This is a genomic window from Streptomyces sp. NPDC036984, from assembly GCF_055607665.1.
In genome coordinates this window covers 96,428-114,971 of record NZ_JBVJRL010000018.1, presented here as the reverse complement: position 1 = coordinate 114,971, position 18,544 = coordinate 96,428, and the positions used below count along the sequence as shown (strand labels likewise).

Genomic DNA, 18,544 nt, shown 5'->3' with positions numbered 1-18,544 from the left:
CCGTTGTCGGTGCCGCCTGCGACGATGAGGTCATGGCCCGCCTTCTGCGCCCGCTGCTGCGCGGGACGACGTACACCCGCCTGCTGCACCTGTGGGTGCCGATGCTGATCGTCAGCGTCTGGCTCCTGATCGACGCGTCGACTCCATGGGTGCCGGCGCTGCTGCTCGTCCCGCTCGGGCTCGTGCCCGTGGTGCGGCGCGGCGAGGGTGTGCAGGCGCGGCTGCTGCTCACCCCCGGCGAACCGGAGCCGGGCATCTCCGAGGCGCCGGCGGCGAGCTGGCGGGACCGGCTGCGCACGGTGCTGTGGCTGGAGCTGCGCATGCTGCTCGGCGGCGCGGCCGCGTTCGCCTCGGTGTGGCTGCCCATCCTCTGCTTCGAACTGGCGCGTTGCGCGGGGGGAGCGGCGCCCGCCGGGGTCCCGCTGCTGGACCGGCTGCCGCCGCACCGCGCCTGGGCGCTGCTGGCGCCGCTGCCGCTGCTCGCGCTGTACGGGGTGGTCGTCGGGCTCGGCGTGCTGGTCACGGCCGGTGCGCGCCGGCTCCTCGGGCCGTCCGCGGCGGAGCGGCTGGCCGCCTTGGAGGAGCGCACCGAGCAGCTGCTGGAACGGACGCGGATCGCGCGGGAGTTGCACGACTCGATCGGGCACGCCCTGACGGTGGCGGTGGTGCAGGCCGGTGCCGCGCGAGCGGCGGGCGACCCGGGGTTCACCGACCGGGCGCTGGACGCCATCGAGGAGACCGGCCGGGCCGCCCTGGCGGACCTGGAGCGGGTGCTGGGCGTCCTGCGGGAGACCGAGCGGCCGGTGAGCGCCCGGCCCACGCTGGCCGACGCCGACCGGCTGCTGGAGTCGGCGCGCGCCTCCGGGGCGAAGGTCGACGCCGAGGTGACGGGACCGGTCGAGGCCGTGCCGGGCCCGGTGTCCCGCGAGGGGTATCGCATCCTCCAGGAAGCGCTCACCAATGTGCTGCGGCACGCGGGGGCCGTGCCCGTGACGGTCCGGATCGCGGTCGCCGACGGCATGCTCGTCCTGGAGGTCCGCAATGCGCTGCCCGGGGCGATGTCCGGGTCCGGCCGGGGCAGCGGCCTGCGGGGCATACGCGAGCGGGCCGCGCTGCTCGGCGGCACCGCGTGGAGCGGCCCGGACGAGGGCGACTGGCAGGTGCGCGCGGAGCTGCCGATCGGTTGATCTAGGCTGGCCGGATGCCGGTCACCGTACTTCTCGTCGACGACGAACCCCTGGTCCGCGCGGGCCTGCGGGCGGTGCTGGAGGCGCAGCCCGACATCGAGGTGGCGGGTGAGGCGGCCGACGGCGCGGCGGTGATCCCGCTCGTCCGGCAACTGCGGCCGGACGTGGTCGCCATGGACGTACGGATGCCCCTGATGGACGGCATCGAGGCCACGCGCGCGGTGCTGCGCACGGTGGCCGAGCCGCCGAAGATCCTCGTGGTGACCACCTTCGAGGACGACGAGTACGTGTACGAGGCACTGCGCGCGGGCGCCGACGGGTTTCTGCTGAAGCGGGCCCGTCCCGCCGAGATCGTGCACGCGGTACGGCTGGTCGCGGAGGGCGAGTCGCTGCTGTTCCCGGCCTCCGTACGGCGTCTCGCCGCCCGGTACGGCGACGGCGGCCGGCCGGCGCGGGTCGCGCTGGAGCGGGCCCGGCTGACCGAGCGGGAGGCGGAGGTGCTGCGGCTCATGGCGCGAGGGCTGTCGAACGCCGAGATCGCCGCCCGGCTGGTCGTGGGCGCCGAGACGGTGAAGTCGCATGTGAGCGCCGTGCTGGCCAAGCTCGGCGCGCGCGATCGTACGCAGGCGGTGATCGCGGCCTACGAGTCGGGGTTCGTGGCGCCGGGCTGACCGACGGCGGCCGACCGGGCGGCACGGCAGCGCCGGACCCGGCACTCGCCGGGGTCGCGCCTGGCCGAGTACCATCCGGCCAACACGCCTGCGAGCTGGGAGGACGGACGGTGGGCCAGCTGACCGGCGGCGATCCCTCGCTGCTGCGAAGGATCAATTCCGCGGTGGTGCTGCACGCGCTGCGTGCCACGGACTGCGCGACGCTCACCGAGATCACCCGGGTCACCGGACTGTCCCGGCCGACCGTCGAGGGTGTCGTGGAGGGGCTCATCGAGGGCGGCCTCGTCGTGGAGGCGGCCGCCGACGAGGGCGGCACGCGCCGGCAGGGCCGGCCCGCCCGGCGGTTCCGGTTCCGGGCCGAGGCGGGGCATCTGCTGGGCCTGGAGATCGGGCCGCACCGGGTCGCCGCGCTCCTGTCCGACCTGGACGGGCGGGTTTTGGGCGCGCAGGCCAAGGAGGTCGGCGAGGCGGCCCCGGCGGACGAGCGGCTCGACCGGCTGCGCGGCGCGGTCGCCGAACTGCTGCGCCGGGCCGGGGTCGCGCGCTCCTCGCTGCGGGCGGTGGGCGTGGGCACGCCGGGCATCGTGGAGACGGACGGCACGGTACGGCTGGGCACGGCCCTGCCGCAGTGGACCGGTCTCAAGCTCGGTGAGCGGCTGAGCCGGTCCTTCAGGTGCCCGGTGCTGGTGGAGAACGACGCCAACGCGGCGGCGGTCGCCGAGCACTGGAAGGGCGCGGCGACCGAGACGGACGACGTGGTGTTCGTACTGGCCGGGCTGAGCCCGGGGGCCGGTTCGCTGATCGGCGGGCGGCTGCACCGGGGTTACGGCGGGGCGGCCGGCGAGATCGGCGCGCTGCATCTGCTGGGCCGGGAGGCGACGCCGGAGGCGCTGCTGTCGACCACCGACGAGCCGCTGCACCCGCTGGACGAGCAGGCGGTCGCCGAGGTGTTCGCGCTGGCCCGGAAGGGCGACCAGCGGGCGCGGGCGGCCGTCGAGCGGTTCATCCAGCGGCTCGTGCACGACGTGGCCGCGCTGGTGCTGGCGCTCGATCCGGAGCTGGTCGTGATCGGCGGCTGGGCGGCCGGCCTGGACGGCGTCCTGGAGCCGCTGCGCCGCGAACTGGCCCGCTACTGCCTGCGGCCGCCTCGGGTGGCGCTGTCCGTGCTGGGCGAGGCCGCCGTGGCGACGGGGGCGCTGCGCTTGGCCTTGGACCATGTGGAGGAGCAGCTGTTCGCGGTGGAGGGCTCGGTGACGGCGCGGCGGTGACCTGCCGGTGGGGGCGCAGGGAGATGCGGATGCCGGGTGCCGTCGTCGTGCGGTGGCGGCGCCGTTGTGGCTGGTCGCGCCCGCGCGGCGGAGCCGCACAGAAATGCGGCCCCGCGCCCCCGGGGGTTGTCCGCGCCCTCGGCTTCGAGCATCCGCAGGTCCCTGCGCCCCGGGCCGGGCGCCCTGCCCGGCGCTGGACAGCTCCCCGGGGGTCGGGAAGTGTCAGGAAGCCCGCTGCTCCGGGTCGTGGTGTATCTCCACGCCCGCCGACTCCCCGAAGGTCAGCCGGCAGGTGTCGGCGCGGTAGGTCGCGACCGAGAGTGCCGCCGTGCGGCCCTGGGCGAAGAAGCGGGTGGTGACGACCAGGACGGGCGAGCCGGGCAGCCGGTCGAGTTCCCGGGCGTCGTCCGCGCGGGCGGAGCCCAGTTCGACGGCGCGGTCCTCGCCGTCCAGTGGAAGGTGCTGGAGTTCCCGCAGGACCGCACGCGCGCGTGCCGCGCCGGACGGCGCGTCGATCGCGGTCAGTCCGGGGACGGCGCCCGCCGGGATGTAGAGCAGCTCGGTGGCGACCTGCTGGCCGTGGGACGTGCGGGAGCGGCGGACGACGTGGACGGGCTCGTCCGCGCCGGTCTCCAGGGCCGCGGCGACGGCGGCGGGCGGCGTCGCCTGGACGCCGTCGACGGGCTGCCAGGCGTCTCCGGCGGCGCCGGGCCAGGTGTGCTGCTCGGTGCCGACGGCCACGCCCACGCGCGGGGGCGCGACGGTCGTGCCGACCCCGCGGCGGCGCTGGAGCCGGCCCTCCAGCTCCAGCTGTTCGAGGGCCTGGCGGAGCGTGGCCCGGGCCACGCCGAAGCGGGCGGCCAGTTCGCGCTCGTTGGGCAGGATCTCGCCGACCGAGAACTCCGAGTCCAGTGCCTCGGTGAGCACGGTCTTGAGATGCCAGTACTTCGGTTCCGGTACCGATTCCAGCTGCGTGGTCCCCACCCTGTCCTCCGCAAGAGCCGTGGTCCGGCGGTTTTTGGCGCCCTTGTTTATTAAAGGTTGTTGCACTTCTCTGCGACCATAGGGCGGCCGTCACCCTTGGTCAAGACCAATCCTCGGTCGTTGTGGGGAGTACACAGGTGGTCTGCGCGGAGCGTTCACGCGGCGTTCGTACGCTCCGGCGTGTGTGACATCGCGGCAAAGCTCCCGTCGCCCGGCGCGCCTCGGCGGCACGGCGAAGCCCCCGCCGACACGACGGGGGCTTCGGGGCGGGGCGGTTCAGCGGCCGGTGAGGTGCCGCAGCTTGTCGGGGTTGCGGATGATGTAGACGGCGGTGATGCGGCCGTCGGCGATGTCCAGCTGGAACAGGCTGTCGGGCTGGTCGCCGGCCAGGGCCAGCACGGCCGGACCGCCGTTGACCTCCAGGGGCTGGAGGGACAGACCCGCCGGGAGTTTGCGCGTGGCTCCGATGAGGAAGCGGGCGACCTTGTCGGCGGTGTGCAGGACGCGCACCGGCGCCTTGGCCTTGCCGCCGCTGTCGCCGACCAGCTGGACGTCCGGGGCGAGCAGGGACATCAGCCCCTCCAGATCCCCCTCGGCCGCGGCGGCGAGGAAACGCTCGGTCAGGTCCCGGCGCCGGGCGGGGTCGACCTCGTACCGCGGGCGCCGCTCCGCCACGTGCCGGCGGGCCCGCCCGGCCAGCTGCCGTACCGCCGGCTCGGCGCGGTCGAGCAGCGCGGCGATCTCGGCGTACGGGTAGCCGAACGCCTCCCTCAGCACGAACACCGCCCGCTCCAGCGGGGACAGCGACTCCAGGACGACCAGGACGGCCAGGGAGACGGTGTCGGCGAGCACGGCCCGGTCCGCGGAGTCCGGGGCGGTGTCGGCGAGCTCGGTGAGGTACGGCTCCGGCAGCCACGGACCGATGTACGCCTCGCCGCGCGAGCGCACCTGGCGCAGCCGGTCGATGGCCAGCCGGGTGGTGATGCGCACCAGGTAGGCGCGCGGTTCGCGGACCTCCGCGCGGTCGGCCTGGTACCAGCGCAGCCAGGCCTCCTGGACCACGTCCTCGGCGTCGGCGACCCGGCCGAGCATGCGGTAGGCGACCCCCATGAGCAGGGCCCGGTGTTCTTCGAAGACGTCGGTGGCTAGGTCTGCGGTCACGCGTCCATCCCATCCGACACACCTGCCGGTGTCCACCCGGAATGCCCGCTTCCACGAGCGGTCCGGATCACAATGACCCCGGACCGCCGACGGGCGGCGGCCGGCGACTTCGAGGTGGGCTATGCGGTACGCGGTGCTGGGCACGGGCGAGGTGGGCCGCACCCTCGCCGGCCGGCTGTTGGAGCTGGGCCACGAGGTGACCCTCGGCTCGCGCTCCGCGGACAATCCGGTGGCGGTGGAGTGGGCCACGGCCGCGGCCGGCCGGGCCCACGCCGGGACGTTCGCGGACGCGGCGGCGGCCGGTGAGGTGGTCGTGAACGCGGTCGGCGGCCGGGTGGCGCTGGAGGCGCTGGAGGCGGCGGGCGCGGAACACCTGGCGGGCAAGGTGCTGGTGGACGTCTCCAACCCGCTGGCGTTCGAGGACGGGCAGCCGCGGCTGGACCCGGTGGAGTCGGACAGCGTGGGCGAGCGGATCCAGCGGGCGTTCCCGCACGCGCGCGTGGTGAAGGCGCTGAACACGGTCAACTGCCAGGTGATGGTGGATCCGGGCCGGGTGCCGGGCGAGCACCACGTGTTCGTGTGCGGGGCGGACGCGCGGGCCAAGGAGCACGTGACGGCGCTGCTCGGGGAGTTCGGCTGGCCGGCCGGGCGGGTGCTGGACCTGGGCGGCATGCGGGCGGCGCGCGCGATGGAGATGTATCTGCCGCTGTGGCTGACCCTGTTCGGCCGCTTCGGGGACGCCGACTTCAACATCGAGATCCGCCGGCCGGGTTGAGGACCGTACCGCGGCCGGCCGAGGGGCATGACAACGGCCCCAGCGACCGGCCGTTCGAGGACGGAGGGAGCGACACCCGGGGCTACCCGTCGGTAGCAATTGCTGACAAGCTGTCTACGGCGTCCGTCAGCAGCCCAGACGAGGAGCACCCCATGTCCGCCACCGTCTCCTTCAAGGTCCCCGGCCCGTCCGGCCCGAGCGATGTGACCGTGTCCTACACGCGCGTGGGCCGCGGCGAACCGCTGGTCCTGCTGCACGGCATCGGCCATCACCGGCAGGCCTGGGACCCGGTCGTGGACATCCTGGCCACCGAGCGCGAGGTGATCGCCGTCGACCTGCCGGGCTTCGGCGCCTCCCCGGGCCTGCCGGACGGCCTGGCCTACGACCTGTCCACCACCAACGCCGTGCTCGGTGCCCTGTTCGAGGCGCTGGAACTGGACCGCCCGCACGTCGCCGGCAACTCGCTGGGCGGCCTGCTCGCGCTGGAACTGGGCCGGGAGAAGCTGGCGCGGTCCGTCACCGCCCTGTCCCCCGCCGGTTTCTGGACGGAGGCCGAACGGCGATACGCCTTCTCGGTGCTGCTCGCGATGCGGGGCATCGCCCAGCGCCTTCCGCTGCCCCTGGTGGAGCGGCTGGCCCGGACGGCGGCCGGCCGCACCGCGCTGACCAGCACCATCTACGCCCGCCCCGGGCGCCGTTCCGCGGAGGCGGTGGTCGCCGAGACGCTCGCGCTCGTGGGGGCCGCCGGCTTCGAGGCGACCCTGCGGGCGGGCGCCACGGTCCGGTTCACCGACACCCTGCCGGGCCTGCCGGTCACGGTGGCCTGGGGCACCCGGGACCGGATTCTCGTGCGCCGCCAGGGGATACGGGCCAAGCAGCTCATCCCGCACGCCCGGCTGGTCCGGCTGCCCGGCTGCGGCCACTGCCCGATGAACGACGACCCGGCGCTGGTCGCCCGGGTCATCCTGGACGGCAGCCGCTGAGCGCGCCCCGCCTGACGCACCGTCGACCGGGCCGAGTCGGGCCCGGTTGTTCACTCGCGGTTCGCGTGCGCGCCGCAGCGCCCCAGTAGGTGTGGCTCTGCACACTGGCCGGATCCCGTCCCTGGAGGCGCAGCCATGTCCCACCGTCCGTTCCCCGGCCGCCGCAGCGTGCTGCGCGGCTCGCTCGCCGCGTCGGCGGCCCTGACCCTGCCCGCCGGCCTCGGCGCGGCCCCGGCGTTCGCCCGATCCGGACTGCCCCGGGCGGGCTGGGGGGTGCAGACCGGTGACGTGACCGCCGACTCCGGCCTGGTGTGGGTGCGTTCGGACCGGCCGGCCCGGATGATCGTGGAGACCTCGGCCACCGAGTCGTTCCGCAACCCGCGCAGATGGCACGGCCCGCTGCTGGGCGCCGGCACGGACTTCACCGGCACCACCCGGCTGCACGGCCTGCCGTCCGGCGAGCAGATCCACTACCGCGTCCTGCTCGCCGACCCGGACGACCCGCGCCGCACGGGCGAGCCCGTGACCGGCACCTTCCGCACGGTCTCCCGGCACCGCCGGGACGGCGTGCGCTTCCTGTGGTCGGGTGACCTGGCCGGCCAGGGCTGGGGCATCAATCCCGACCGCGGCGGCTACCGCATCTACGACGCCATGGCCGAGCTGGACCCGGACTTCTTCCTGTGCAGTGGCGACAACATCTACGCCGACGGCCCGATCGCCGCCACCCAGGCGCTGCCCGACGGCAGCACCTGGCGGAACATCACCACCGAGGAGAAGGCGAAGGTCGCCGAGACCCTCGCCGAGTACCGGGGGAACTTCCGCTACAACCTGCTCGACGCCAACCTGCGCCGGTTCAACGCGCAGGTGCCCTCGATCGTCCAGTGGGACGACCACGAGGTGCGCAACAACTGGTACCCGGGCGAGGTGATCGCCACCACCGACGCCCGGTACACCGAGAAGAGCGTCGACGTGCTGGCGGCGCGCGCCCGGCGGGCGTTCAGCGAGTACTTCCCCCTGTCCACGCTGCGTCCGGGCGCGCGGGAGGGCCGTGTCCACCGGGTGCTGCACCAGGGCCCGCTGCTGGACGTGTTCGTGCTGGACATGCGGACCTACCGCAACGCCAACTCCCCCGACGACCAGACGGCCGACCCGCAGGGCATCCTCGGCCGGGAGCAGCTGGAGTGGCTCAAGCGGGAGCTGGCCCGGTCGCGTGCGGTGTGGAAGGTGATCGCCGCCGACATGCCGCTCGGTCTCGTCGTACCGGATCCGATGGAGAACAAGCCGAACTTCGAGGCGGTGGCCCTGGGCGACCCGGGCGCCCCGCTCGGCCGTGAGCTCCAGATCGCCGAGCTGCTGCGGTTCATCAAGCACCGGCGGGTCACCGGCACGCTGTGGCTGACGGCGGACGTGCACCACACCTCCGCCCAGCACTACCAGCCGTCCCGGGCCGCGTTCACCGACTTCGAGCCGTTCTGGGAGTTCGTCTCCGGGCCGCTGAACGCCGGCGCCTTCCCGGCCGGCGCGCTGGACGCCACCTTCGGCCCGGAGCGGGTCTTCGTGAAGGCGCCGACCGCGTCGAACGTCTCGCCCGCGGGCGGCTACCAGTTCTTCGGCGAGGTCGACATCGACGGTGACAGCGGCGAGCTGACGGTCCGGCTGCGCGAGCAGGACGGCACGGTACTGTTCACGCAGACGCTGCAGCCGGGCCGGGTCGGTCAGTAGCTCCACCGTAGAAAGTGCAATAAATAGGGCGGAGCATACTTTACCCATCGGTCACAATCAGTTCGTGATCACGCAACACCCTTCCCTCACAGTGGCTGCATGACTCCAGAAATCCCTGATGTGACCCGGGCGAAGCACGGACGGCCCGTGCACCACTGGCGGCGGGACGTCGTCGAACTCGCCGCGCTCTTCACGGCCGTGGCCGTCGCGGACGCGGTGGCGAACCTGATCGGGCACGGGCCCGACGGCCCGGCCCTGCTGATGGTCTCGGCCGTCGCGCTGGCCGCGACGGCGGGATTCCACGTGTGGTGGTCACGCCGCCACGGACACGCGCCGCCGGTGAGCGATACCGGTGCCCGGCCGACCGCCGAGACGCGGCCGGCCGGGCCGTCCGAGCAGCCGACCGCCCACGAGATCGCCGGCACGCTGTGGCGGATGCGGACGACGGTGAAGGACGAGCCGGGTTCGCTGGCCACCCTGTGCACCGCACTCGCCGAGCTGCGGGTGGACATCCTGAGCCTCCAGACGCATCCGCTGGCCGACGGCACCGTGGACGAGTTCCTGCTGCGGGCACCGGGCGCGCGGGCGGCGGACGAGATCAACCGGGCGGTCGCGCTGGCCGGGGGCACGGCCACCTGGATCGAGCGGGCCGACGCCCACGACCTGGTCGACGCGCCGACCCGGGTGCTCGGCCTGGCGGCCCGCGCCGCGCTGGACACCGCCGAACTGCCGCTCGCTCTGCGCCAGTTGCTGGGCCGCTGCACGATCCGTTCGCTGCCCGGCGCGCCGGCCGGGGGTGGCCGCGGTCCGCGGCCGGTGCCGGCCGAGGGTGTTCTGGAGGACACCGTGATGCGGCTGCCGGCCCCCGAGGGCGGTGTGCTCACCGTGGAACGGCCGTATCTGCCGTTCACCCCCACCGAGTTCGCGCGGGCCCGGGCGCTGGTGGAGCTGGACAGCCGGCTCGGGCCGCGGATCCCCCGCGGCCAGGACGTACTGACCCTGCCCGAGGGGAACGACATCACCGTCCGCCGGGCCGACACCGGGGACCTGCCCGCGGCCAGGGCGATGCACGAGCGGTGCTCGCCGCAGACCCTCGGCCTGCGCTACCACGGCCCGTTCGGCGACGCGGACCGTTATCTGAACCACCTGCTCAGCCCCCGCTTCGGGCGGACGCTGGCCGCGCAGACCGCTTCCGGCCGGATCGTCGGCCTCGGGCATCTGCTCTGGGACGGCGACGAGACGGAGGTCGCGCTGCTGGTCGAGGACGCCTGGCAGCAGCGGGGCATCGGCGGCGAACTGCTCGGCCGGCTGGTGGCGTTGGCAACGGAGGCCGGCTGCGCGAGCGTGTACGCCGTGACCAAGGCGTCCAACACCGGCATGGTGGCCGCGATGCGCGGCCTCGGGCTGCCGCTGGACTACCAGGTCGAGGAAGGCACGCTGGTCATCACGGCCCGGCTGGACCCGACGCCGGTGGCCGCCGCACCCCGGGTGCAGCCGCCGTCCCTCGACTGAGGCGACCGGGCCCCGGCCCGGGGTGCGGTACGCCGGCCGCATCCGCAGCAACGGCGCACGGCCCCGACGGCGGCGTCCGGCGGCGAGCCCTGCGCAACCACCCCGCAGGGCTCGCCTCCCTCAGCGCACCGCCGCTCTCAGCGCACCGCCTCCCGCACCGCCTCCCGCAGCGGCACCACGGTGCGTTCCGGCGTATCGCCCAGTGCCTGGTCCAGGTCGGTCCACAGGTCGTCGACGTCCTCCAGCCCCACGGACAGGCGGAGCAGCCGATCGCTCACACCCGCCCCGCGCCGGTCGTCGGCGTCGACGATGCGGTGGCTGATGGACGCGGGGTGCTGGATGAGCGTGTCGACGCTGCCCAGGCTGACCGCGGGGGTGACGAGGCGGACCCGGGAGATGACCTCGTGCGGGTCGCCGTGCACCTCGAAGGCGATCATCGCGCCGCCGAGCCGCGGATAGCGCACCCGGGCCACGCGCGGATCGGCGGCGAGCCGGCGGACCAGCTCGGCGGCGTTCGCGGAGGCGGCCCGGACGCGCACCGGGAGCGTGGACAGCCCGCGCAGCAGCAGATAGCCCGCCAGCGGATGCAGCACCCCGCCCGTGGCGAACCGTATCTGCCGGAGCCGGCCCGCGAACTCCTCGTCACAGGCGACCACCCCGGCGAGCACGTCACCATGGCCACCGAGGTACTTGGTGGCGCTGTGCAGCACCAGCCGGGCGCCGTGCTCCGCCGGGCGCTGGAGCACGGGCGTGGCGAAGGTGTTGTCGGCGAGCAGCGGGACCGAGCCGCAGGCATGGGCGATGGCCCGCAGGTCGAGTTCGGCGAGCGTCGGGTTGGCCGGGGACTCGACCATCACCAGGCCGGTGTCCGGGCGCAGCGCGTCGCCGATGCCGGCCGGGTCGGTCCAGGTGACCTCGGTGCCGAGCAGCCCGGCGGTGAGCAGGTGGTCGCTGCAGCCGTACAGGGGTCGTACCGCGACGACGTGGCGCAGGCCCATGGCCGACCGGGCGAGCAGGACCGCGCTGAGCGCGGCCATGCCGCTGGCGAAGGCGACCGCGGACTCGGTGCCCTCCAGGCGGGCCAGGGCGGTCTCGAAGCGGGCGACGGTCGGATTGCCGAGGCGGCCGTAGACCGGCGGCCCCACCGGGTCGGCGCCGTCGGTGGCGAAGGCGTCGATGCGGGCGGCCTCGGCGCGGCTGTCGTAGGAGGGGTAGGTGGTGGACAGGTCGATCGGCGGAGCGTGCAGGCCCTGGCGGGCGAGGTCGTCGCGGCCGGCGTGCACGGCCTCGGTGGCCAGAGCTCTCGATGCGGTGCGTACCTCGTCGTAGGCACCGGTGCTGGCTGTGTCCATGGGCGGAAGAGTGAACATCGAACGGTTCACTGGAATCGAACACCGTGCTACGTTCGACCGATGGCCGAATCTGTCGTACTGGATCCGGTCGATCTGCATCTGTTGCGGCTGTTGCAGAACGACGCCCGGACCACCTATCGCGACCTCGCAGCCCAGGTGGGCGTCGCGCCGTCGACGTGTCTGGACCGGGTGACCCGGCTGCGCCGCTCGGGCGTGGTCCTGGGCCACCGGCTCCAGCTCGATCCGGCCAAACTCGGCCGCGGCCTCCAGGCGCTGCTGTCGGTGCAGGTACGGCCGCACCGGCGCGAGCTGGTGGGACCGTTCGTGGAGCGCATCCGGGCGCTGCCGGAGGCGCGGACGGTGTTCCATCTGACCGGTCCGGACGACTATCTGGTGCATGTGGCCGTCGCGGACATGGCCGATCTCCAGCGGCTGGTGCTGGACGAGTTCACCGCGCGGCGCGAGGTGGCCCGGGTGGAGACCCGGCTGATCTTCCAGCAGTGGGAGTGCGGTCCGCTGCTGCCGCCCGGCCACGCCCAGAGCTGAATCCCCCATACGTGGGTGACGCGGAGATCCTCCCCGTACGAGGATGGGCCGTATGTCTGAGACCCAGAGCTTGCTGCCCCGTCAGGTCGCCGACGCATACGTCGACGACCTCATCGCCCTCGACCCGGTCACCGGTACCTACCTCGGTGTGAAGGAGAGTTCGAGCAGGCTGCCCGACTACTCGCCCGCGGGTCAGGAGGCCCTCGCGGAGCTGATCCGGGCCACCCTCGCGAAGCTGGACGAGGCGGAGCGGCAGCCCGGCGCGGACAGTGACGTGGAGCGGCGCTGCGGGCGGCTGCTGCGGGAACGGCTGACCGCCGATCTCGCCGTGCACGAGGCGGACGAGCACCTGCGCGCGATCGGCAACATGAGCACGCCGGGCCACTCGGTGCGGGACGTCTTCACGGTCACCCCGGCGGAGACGGAGGAGGACTGGGCTGCCATCGCCGAGCGGCTGCGCGCGGTGCCGGGCGCGCTGGCCGGCTACCGCGAGTCGCTGCAGCTCGGCCTGGAGCGCAAGCTGTTCGCGGCGCCCCGGCCGACCGCGACCTTCATCGAGCAGCTCACCGAGTGGACGGACACCGACGGCAAGGGCCGCGGCTGGTACGAGGACTTCGCCGCCGCGGGCCCGGAGGCGCTGCGCGCGGAGCTGGACGAGGCGGCCCGGGCGGCGACCGGCGCCCTGGTGGAGTTGCGGGACTGGCTGCGGGACGTGTACGCGCCGGCGATCGAGGGCGCCCCGAACGTGGTCGGCCGGGAGCGGTACGCGCGCTGGGCCCGCTACTTCAACGGCACCGACCTCGACCTGGACGAGGCGTACGCGTACGGCTGGGCGGAGTTCCACCGGATCCTGGGCGAGATGCGGCAGGAGGCGGAGAAGATCCTGCCCGGCGCCGGGACGCCGTGGGTGGCGCTCGCGCACCTGGACGAGCACGGCCGGCACATCGAGGGCGTGGACGAGGTCCGGGAGTGGCTCCAGGCCCTGATGGACAAGGCGATCGAGGAACTGGACGGCACGCACTTCGAACTCGCCGAGCGGGTGCGGAAGGTGGAGTCGTGCATCGCCCCGCCCGGCGGCGCGGCGGCCCCCTACTACACGGCCCCGTCGGAGGACTTCTCCCGGCCCGGGCGCACCTGGCTGCCCACGATGGGCCAGACCCGCTTCCCGGTCTACGACCTGGTCTCGACCTGGTACCACGAGGGTGTGCCCGGCCACCACCTCCAGCTCGCACAGTGGGCGCACGTGGCCGAGAACCTCTCCCGCTACCAGGCCACCGTCGGCGGGGTCAGCGCCAACGCCGAGGGCTGGGCACTGTACGCGGAGCGGCTGATGGACGAGCTGGGCTACCTGGCGGACCCGGAGGAGCGGCTCGGCTACCTGGACGCGCAGATGATGCGGGCGGCCCGGGTGATCGTGGACATCGGCATGCACCTGGAGCTGGAGATCCCCGCCGACTCGCCGTTCCACCCCGGTGAGCGGTGGACTCCGGAGCTGGCGCAGGAGTTCTTCGGCGCGCACAGCAGCCGGCCCGCGGACTTCGTGGAGAGCGAGCTGACCCGGTACCTGACGATTCCGGGCCAGGCGATCGGCTACAAGCTCGGTGAGCGGGCGTGGCTGCTGGGCCGGAAGAAGGCGCGCGAGCGGCACGGCGACGCGTTCGACCTGAAGTCCTGGCACATGGCGGCGCTGTCGCAGGGCTCGCTGGGCCTGGACGACCTGGTGGACGAGCTGGCCCAGCTCTGACACTCCGGCTCTGACGTCCCGGCTCTGACACTCCGGCTCTGACGTCCCGGCTCCGACGTCATGGCTCTGACGTCATGGCTCCGACGCCCGGGGCCCGGTACCCGGCGAGGCCCGTGCGGTGACGGCCGCGCGGGCCTCGCCGCCGGTGTGACCGGGCCGGCCCGGTCGGAGCCGACGGCGTCCATCCGTGCGGGTACGCGGCGAGCGCGAGCCCGTACGGGCGCCTCCTGGTGGCGCGGGCCGGGCGAAGGCGGCTAGCTGGTTGCCGGGGGCCGATGCGGAGAGGCGGGCCGGGCATGCAGGAGAAGGGGCCGGGGCAACGGGCACTGGAGACTCCGCGCGCCGCGGGCTTGGCCGGAGTCGTCTTCGCGCTGCTCCTGGCGGCCGCGATCGTCCTGGTCAGGCTGGGCATCCCGGAGGGGGCCGACGCGGACACCGCGCAGGGCTTCACGGACTCGTGGCGGCGCGGCGCCCTGCGGACGGCCCTCGCGCTGGTGCCGTTCGCCGGCATCTTCTTCCTGTGGTTCGTCGGCGCGGTCCGCTCGCACGTCGGCGCGGTCGAGGACAAGTTCCTCGCCACCGTCCTCCTCGGCAGCGGGCTGGTCTTCACCGCCACGATGTTCGGCGCCGCCGCGGCGGCGGATGCCGTGCTCGCGGTGGCGCATCCCGCCGGCGCGCTGCCGAGGCCGGCCGCCTGGGACTTCGGCCGCCACCTGGCGTACAACCTGATGACGGGGTACGCCATGCGGATGGCGGCCGTCTTCGTGTCGTCCATGTCGGTGATCGGCCGCCGCCTCGAGGTGCTGCCGCGCTGGCTGACGATCGTCGGCTTCCTCACCGCCCTGACGCTGCTCTTCGTCTCGCCGAACGTGCCCTGGGCGGAACTCGTCTTCCCCGCGTGGTCCCTGCTGCTCAGCGTGCACATCCTTGTCGCGGCCCGGCGGCCCCGGCCGGCGACGGCCGGATGACCTCCCGCCCGCCGTCGGTCCCTCACCCGATCGGCGTGCGTGGCGCGCGGCCACCCCGCCTCGGCTCGCATGCTGGCGGGCGGGGGACGACCGCCGTCCGGGGGCGCCCGCGGGAGCCGCGTGGTGCGCACCGGACCTGCCACCGAAAGAGCGGAGCGTCGATGAGGCTCGTCGTCGATCTCAACAAGTGTCAGGGGTACGCCCAGTGCGCGTTCCTCGCGCCCGACGTCTTCGCCATGCACGGCGATGAGTCGCTGCTCTACAACCCCCGCGCGGACGAGGAGCAGCGGGAACGGCTGGCGCGGGCCGTCGCCGCATGCCCGGTGCAGGCGATCACGGCGGACGGGTCGGACGGTGCCGTGGGCGGGCCCGGGGCCGGTTCCGCCGAGGAGGCGTCCGATGGCCGCTGACTACGTGCAATGGCTCAGGCGCGAGGGCCGGATCGTGATCGTGGGGGCCTCGCTGGCCGGCCTGCGGGCGGCCGAGACCCTGCGCGCCGAGGGCTTCACCGGTGAGCTCACGCTGATCGGTGACGAACCCTACGAGCCGTACGACCGGCCGCCGCTGTCCAAGTCCGTGCTGCTGGGCATGGCGTCCCCGCACCACACCGAGCTGCCCCACCGCTGGGAGATCGACGCCAAGTGGCGGCTCGGCGTGGCGGCGACCGGTCTGGATCTGACGGACAAGCGGGTCCGGCTGGCCGACGGTGACGAGGTGGAGTACGACCGGCTGCTCATCGCGACCGGTGTCCGCGCCCGGCCGTGGCCGAAGGAGGAGGAGGCCCGGCTGGACGGGGTCTGCCTGCTGCGGACGCGGGAGGACGCGGCCGAGCTGTACCGGCGGCTGAAGGCGGGGCCGCGCCGGGTGTTCGTCATCGGCGCCGGATTCGCCGGGTCGGAGGTCGCCTCGGCATGCCGGGAGGCGGGCATCCCGGTCACCGTGGCGGAGCGTGCGGGCGCGCCGCTGGTGGGCGCGCTCGGCGGAGTGATCGGCGCGGTCGCGGCCGACCTCCAGACCGAGAACGGTGTGGATCTGCGCACCCATGTCACGGTGACCTCGCTGGAGGGTGACTCGGTCGGCAGGGTGCGGGCCGTGCATCTGTCCGACGAGAGTGTGGTCGAGGCGGACGTGGTGGTGGTCTCGCTGGGTTCGGTGCGGAACACGGAGTGGCTGGCCGGGTCGGGGCTGGGCGCCGGGCCCCGGGGCATCGCCTGTGACGCGGGCTGCCGTGCCTTCGACTTCCGGGGCATCGTCACGGACGACGTCTTCGTGGCGGGCGATGTGGCGCGCTCCCCGCACGCGCTGTTCGGTTACCAGTTCCTCTCCCTGGAGCACTGGGGCAATGCCGTCGCCCAGGCGGAGACCGCGGCGCACAACATGATCTGCCACGGCGTCGACCGGCGGCCGCACCTGTGGATGCCGGCCTTCTGGTCCTCGATGTTCGGCGTGAACATCAAGTCGGTCGGGGTGCCGCCCATGGGCGACCAGCTCATGATCACGCAGGGCTCGCTGGCCGAACGCCGGTTCGCGGGGGTGTACGGCCATCAGGGCCGGGTCGTCGCCGCCGTGACGTTCGACAACGCCCGGTGGCTGGAGTTCTACCGGCGGCAGATCGAGCGGGGCGCGCCGTTCCCGGTGGAGTTCCCGACGATGGACCGGCGTCCCGAAGGCCGGCAACCGATGGCCGCCGACTTCCCCGACCCCTCCCTGCCGACCCACGGCCCCATGGTGACCCTCAGCGGATACTCACCGGCCGACCAGCAGCTGGTCTTCCACCCCTCCCGGCACTGACCGCCGCCCGGCCCGAACGCTCCAAGGACCTGTCATGACGCAATCCTCGCTGGTGCGCCAGATCACCGATTTCGCCAACCGCGCCGACCCGTACCCGCTGTACGAGGAACTCCGCAGGACTCCGGTACTGCACGAGGAGGAGGGCGGTCCCTACGTCTTCAGCTCGTACTACGACATCGAGGCCCTGCTGCACGATCCCCGGCTCAGCTCCGACGCCGCCAACATCACCGCCGCCGGCGAAGACGAGATGGCCCAGGCGGAGAGCGGGGGGCTGCCGCCGTCGTTCCTGCGTCTGGACCCGCCGGAGCACGACCGGCTGCGGCGCATCGCCAACAGCGCCTTCGGGCCGCCGCACCGGCCCCGCCGGATCGACAACCTGCGCCCCGAGATGGCCACCGTCGTCACCGGGCTGATCGACGGTTTCGGGGACGCGCGCCGGATCGACCTGGTCGACCAGTTCGCCTACCCCTTCCCGGTGACGGTGATCTGCCGGTTGCTCGGTGTGCCCCGGGAGGACGAGCCGCGGTTCCGCTCCTGGGTCGATCCGCTCGTCGCGACGCTGGACCCCGGGACGCGCCAGGCGGCGGACCCCGAGTTCGTGAAGACGGCGCAGGAGGCGCGGATGCAGCTCGGCATGTACCTGGCCGGGCTGGTCGAGGAGCGCACCAAGGAGCCGCAGGACGACCTGCTGTCCGACCTGGTGAGCAGTCGTGGTCCGGACGGCGCCATGACGATGATGGAGGTGCTCAGCACCGCCGTGCTGCTGCTGATCGCCGGTCACGAGACGACGGTCAACCTGATCACGAACGGCATGCTCACCCTGCTGCGCCACCCGGACGTCCTCCAGAGGCTGCGGGAGGATCCGGGCCTGTCGGTGAAGATCGTGGAGGAGCTGCTGCGCTACGAGCCGCCGGTGCAGATCGTGCCGCAGCGCACCAACATCACCGACATCGAGGTGCGCGGGGTGACCATCCCCAAGGGCTCGCGGATCTGGCTCGTGCTGGCCGCGGGGAACCGGGACCCCGAACGCTTCAAGGATCCCGAGCGCTTCGACCCGGACCGGGGGGACATCCAGCACCTCGGTTTCGGCAGCGGCATCCACAGCTGCTTCGGCGCTCCGCTGGCCCGGCTGGAGACCCAGCTCGCCCTGTCCGAGCTGGCCCGGCGGCTGGAGAATCCCCGCCTGGTCGAGGATCCGCCGCCCTACCGGCAGAACGCCGTGCTGCGCGGCCCCCGGCACCTGAACATCGCCTTCGACGCGCTGCGCTGACCGGACGCAGGAGCGCGGGCCACGGCGTGCCCGGCGCCGACGGCGAAACGGCGCCGGGCGCGGTGGCGCTCGTGCGGCCCCGGGCGGCGGGTGTCAGCAGCCGCAGTCGCCCGTCACGGGTGCCGTCAGCGGGTCGGCGTCGCGGTGGGCCGGGCCCTGCCAGGTCTCGTAGGCGAAGCCCTCGCGCGCCCAGTACTCGAAGCCGCCGAGCATCTCCTTGACCTGGTAGCCGAGTTCGGCGAGGGCGAGGGCGGCGCGGGTGGCACCGTTGCAGCCGGGGCCCCAGCAGTAGGTCACCACCGGCACGGACTTGTCGAGGAGCGCTTCGGCCTGCTCGGGGACGAGCGCGGTCGGCAGGTGGACGGCGCCGGGGATGTGGCCCTGGTCCCAGGACTCGGTGGAGCGGGAGTCCACGACGACGAAGCCGGGGTCGCCGCCGGCCGCGAGCGCGGCGGCGACGTCGGAGACGTCGGCGTGGAAGGCCAGGCTGGCGCGGAAGTAGGCAGCGGCCTCGGCGGGGGCGGCGGGGGCGACGCGCAGGACGGGGTTCTCCGAAGTCGTGTTGATCATGACTGGAAATCTACGGCTCGTGCGCCGCCCGCTGAAGGGA

Annotated in this window: 17 protein-coding genes; 13 read left to right on the top strand and 4 right to left on the bottom strand. The window is 73.8% G+C overall.

Annotated elements, in window-relative coordinates; all coding sequences use genetic code 11:
• Positions 1-32: 32 nt before the first annotated feature.
• From ACZ7DL_RS28650 to ACZ7DL_RS28640, 3 genes are all read left to right on the top strand, one after another.
• Positions 33-1,187, top strand: a complete 1,155-nt coding sequence (locus ACZ7DL_RS28650) for a sensor histidine kinase (protein ID WP_470778411.1) — start codon at positions 33-35, stop codon at positions 1,185-1,187.
• 14 nt (positions 1,188-1,201) lie between these two features.
• Positions 1,202-1,858 (top strand): response regulator, encoded by a 657-nt coding sequence (locus ACZ7DL_RS28645; RefSeq protein WP_470778409.1) that lies wholly within the window; start codon positions 1,202-1,204, stop codon positions 1,856-1,858.
• A gap of 110 nt (positions 1,859-1,968) precedes the next feature.
• A complete protein-coding gene (locus ACZ7DL_RS28640; RefSeq protein WP_470778407.1) occupies positions 1,969-3,126 on the top strand; it encodes an ROK family transcriptional regulator in 1,158 nt (385 codons plus the stop codon).
• Between the two features lie 222 nt (positions 3,127-3,348).
• Here the strand turns inward: ACZ7DL_RS28640 and ACZ7DL_RS28635 are convergent, their stop codons facing one another.
• Both ACZ7DL_RS28635 and ACZ7DL_RS28630 read right to left on the bottom strand, forming a co-directional pair.
• A complete protein-coding gene (locus ACZ7DL_RS28635) occupies positions 3,349-4,110 on the bottom strand; it encodes a GntR family transcriptional regulator (protein ID WP_470778405.1) in 762 nt (253 codons plus the stop codon).
• 276 nt (positions 4,111-4,386) lie between these two features.
• Positions 4,387-5,271, bottom strand: a complete 885-nt coding sequence (locus ACZ7DL_RS28630) for an RNA polymerase sigma-70 factor (protein ID WP_470778404.1) — start codon at positions 5,269-5,271, stop codon at positions 4,387-4,389.
• 121 nt (positions 5,272-5,392) lie between these two features.
• Between ACZ7DL_RS28630 and ACZ7DL_RS28625 the strand changes: the two genes are divergently transcribed.
• From ACZ7DL_RS28625 to ACZ7DL_RS28610, 4 genes are all read left to right on the top strand, one after another.
• Complete coding sequence (locus ACZ7DL_RS28625; protein WP_470778402.1) at positions 5,393-6,046, top strand: NADPH-dependent F420 reductase; 654 nt, start codon at positions 5,393-5,395, stop codon at positions 6,044-6,046.
• Between the two features lie 152 nt (positions 6,047-6,198).
• Positions 6,199-7,029, top strand: a complete 831-nt coding sequence (locus ACZ7DL_RS28620; protein WP_470778401.1) for an alpha/beta fold hydrolase — start codon at positions 6,199-6,201, stop codon at positions 7,027-7,029.
• A gap of 135 nt (positions 7,030-7,164) precedes the next feature.
• Positions 7,165-8,751 carry an alkaline phosphatase D family protein gene (locus ACZ7DL_RS28615; RefSeq protein ID WP_470778400.1) on the top strand — a complete coding sequence of 529 codons (1,587 nt, stop codon included), beginning with the start codon at positions 7,165-7,167 and terminating at the stop codon, positions 8,749-8,751.
• Between the two features lie 99 nt (positions 8,752-8,850).
• Positions 8,851-10,263 (top strand): GNAT family N-acetyltransferase, encoded by a 1,413-nt coding sequence (locus ACZ7DL_RS28610; protein ID WP_470778398.1) that lies wholly within the window; start codon positions 8,851-8,853, stop codon positions 10,261-10,263.
• Between the two features lie 137 nt (positions 10,264-10,400).
• Here ACZ7DL_RS28610 and ACZ7DL_RS28605 read toward each other — a convergent pair whose 3' ends face one another.
• A complete protein-coding gene (locus ACZ7DL_RS28605) occupies positions 10,401-11,615 on the bottom strand; it encodes a trans-sulfuration enzyme family protein (RefSeq protein ID WP_470778396.1) in 1,215 nt (404 codons plus the stop codon).
• Between the two features lie 60 nt (positions 11,616-11,675).
• Between ACZ7DL_RS28605 and ACZ7DL_RS28600 the strand changes: the two genes are divergently transcribed.
• From ACZ7DL_RS28600 to ACZ7DL_RS28575, 6 genes are all read left to right on the top strand, one after another.
• Positions 11,676-12,161 carry an Lrp/AsnC family transcriptional regulator gene (locus tag ACZ7DL_RS28600; RefSeq protein ID WP_470778395.1) on the top strand — a complete coding sequence of 162 codons (486 nt, stop codon included), beginning with the start codon at positions 11,676-11,678 and terminating at the stop codon, positions 12,159-12,161.
• 52 nt (positions 12,162-12,213) lie between these two features.
• Entirely contained in the window at positions 12,214-13,905 is a 1,692-nt protein-coding gene (locus ACZ7DL_RS28595; RefSeq protein ID WP_470778394.1) for a DUF885 domain-containing protein, read from the top strand.
• Between the two features lie 296 nt (positions 13,906-14,201).
• On the top strand, positions 14,202-14,873 hold the full coding sequence (locus ACZ7DL_RS28590) for a hypothetical protein (RefSeq protein WP_470778393.1): 672 nt from the start codon (positions 14,202-14,204) through the stop codon (positions 14,871-14,873).
• 161 nt (positions 14,874-15,034) lie between these two features.
• Positions 15,035-15,283 (top strand): ferredoxin, encoded by a 249-nt coding sequence (locus ACZ7DL_RS28585; RefSeq protein ID WP_470778391.1) that lies wholly within the window; start codon positions 15,035-15,037, stop codon positions 15,281-15,283.
• A complete protein-coding gene (locus ACZ7DL_RS28580; protein ID WP_470778389.1) occupies positions 15,273-16,664 on the top strand; it encodes an NAD(P)/FAD-dependent oxidoreductase in 1,392 nt (463 codons plus the stop codon). Before ACZ7DL_RS28585 ends, ACZ7DL_RS28580 begins: the two co-directional genes overlap by 11 nt.
• A 34-nt stretch (positions 16,665-16,698) precedes the next feature.
• Positions 16,699-17,934: a cytochrome P450 gene (locus ACZ7DL_RS28575; RefSeq protein ID WP_470778387.1), complete on the top strand. Its 1,236-nt coding sequence runs from the start codon at positions 16,699-16,701 to the stop codon at positions 17,932-17,934.
• A 93-nt stretch (positions 17,935-18,027) separates the two neighbouring features.
• On the opposite strand, the gene ACZ7DL_RS28570 is transcribed toward ACZ7DL_RS28575, so the two are convergent.
• The gene (locus ACZ7DL_RS28570; protein WP_470778386.1) at positions 18,028-18,504 is read right to left on the bottom strand and encodes a rhodanese-like domain-containing protein; all 477 of its coding nucleotides are present in this window, start codon (positions 18,502-18,504) and stop codon (positions 18,028-18,030) included.
• Positions 18,505-18,544: the final 40 nt, after the last annotated feature.

Bases quoted from the DNA above. Each gene is read 5' to 3' on its own strand.
- ACZ7DL_RS28650 (WP_470778411.1), top strand. From the start codon at position 33: ATGGCCCGCCTTCTGCGCCCGCTGCTGCGCGGGACGACGTACACCCGC.
- ACZ7DL_RS28645 (WP_470778409.1), top strand. From the start codon at position 1,202: ATGCCGGTCACCGTACTTCTCGTCGACGACGAACCCCTGGTCCGCGCG.
- ACZ7DL_RS28625 (WP_470778402.1), top strand. From the start codon at position 5,393: ATGCGGTACGCGGTGCTGGGCACGGGCGAGGTGGGCCGCACCCTCGCC.
- ACZ7DL_RS28620 (WP_470778401.1), top strand. From the start codon at position 6,199: ATGTCCGCCACCGTCTCCTTCAAGGTCCCCGGCCCGTCCGGCCCGAGC.
- ACZ7DL_RS28615 (WP_470778400.1), top strand. From the start codon at position 7,165: ATGTCCCACCGTCCGTTCCCCGGCCGCCGCAGCGTGCTGCGCGGCTCG.
- ACZ7DL_RS28610 (WP_470778398.1), top strand. From the start codon at position 8,851: ATGACTCCAGAAATCCCTGATGTGACCCGGGCGAAGCACGGACGGCCC.
- ACZ7DL_RS28605 (WP_470778396.1), bottom strand. From the start codon at position 11,615: ATGGACACAGCCAGCACCGGTGCCTACGACGAGGTACGCACCGCATCG.
- ACZ7DL_RS28600 (WP_470778395.1), top strand. From the start codon at position 11,676: ATGGCCGAATCTGTCGTACTGGATCCGGTCGATCTGCATCTGTTGCGG.
- ACZ7DL_RS28595 (WP_470778394.1), top strand. From the start codon at position 12,214: ATGTCTGAGACCCAGAGCTTGCTGCCCCGTCAGGTCGCCGACGCATAC.
- ACZ7DL_RS28590 (WP_470778393.1), top strand. From the start codon at position 14,202: ATGCAGGAGAAGGGGCCGGGGCAACGGGCACTGGAGACTCCGCGCGCC.
- ACZ7DL_RS28585 (WP_470778391.1), top strand. From the start codon at position 15,035: ATGAGGCTCGTCGTCGATCTCAACAAGTGTCAGGGGTACGCCCAGTGC.
- ACZ7DL_RS28580 (WP_470778389.1), top strand. From the start codon at position 15,273: ATGGCCGCTGACTACGTGCAATGGCTCAGGCGCGAGGGCCGGATCGTG.
- ACZ7DL_RS28575 (WP_470778387.1), top strand. From the start codon at position 16,699: ATGACGCAATCCTCGCTGGTGCGCCAGATCACCGATTTCGCCAACCGC.
- ACZ7DL_RS28570 (WP_470778386.1), bottom strand. From the start codon at position 18,504: ATGATCAACACGACTTCGGAGAACCCCGTCCTGCGCGTCGCCCCCGCC.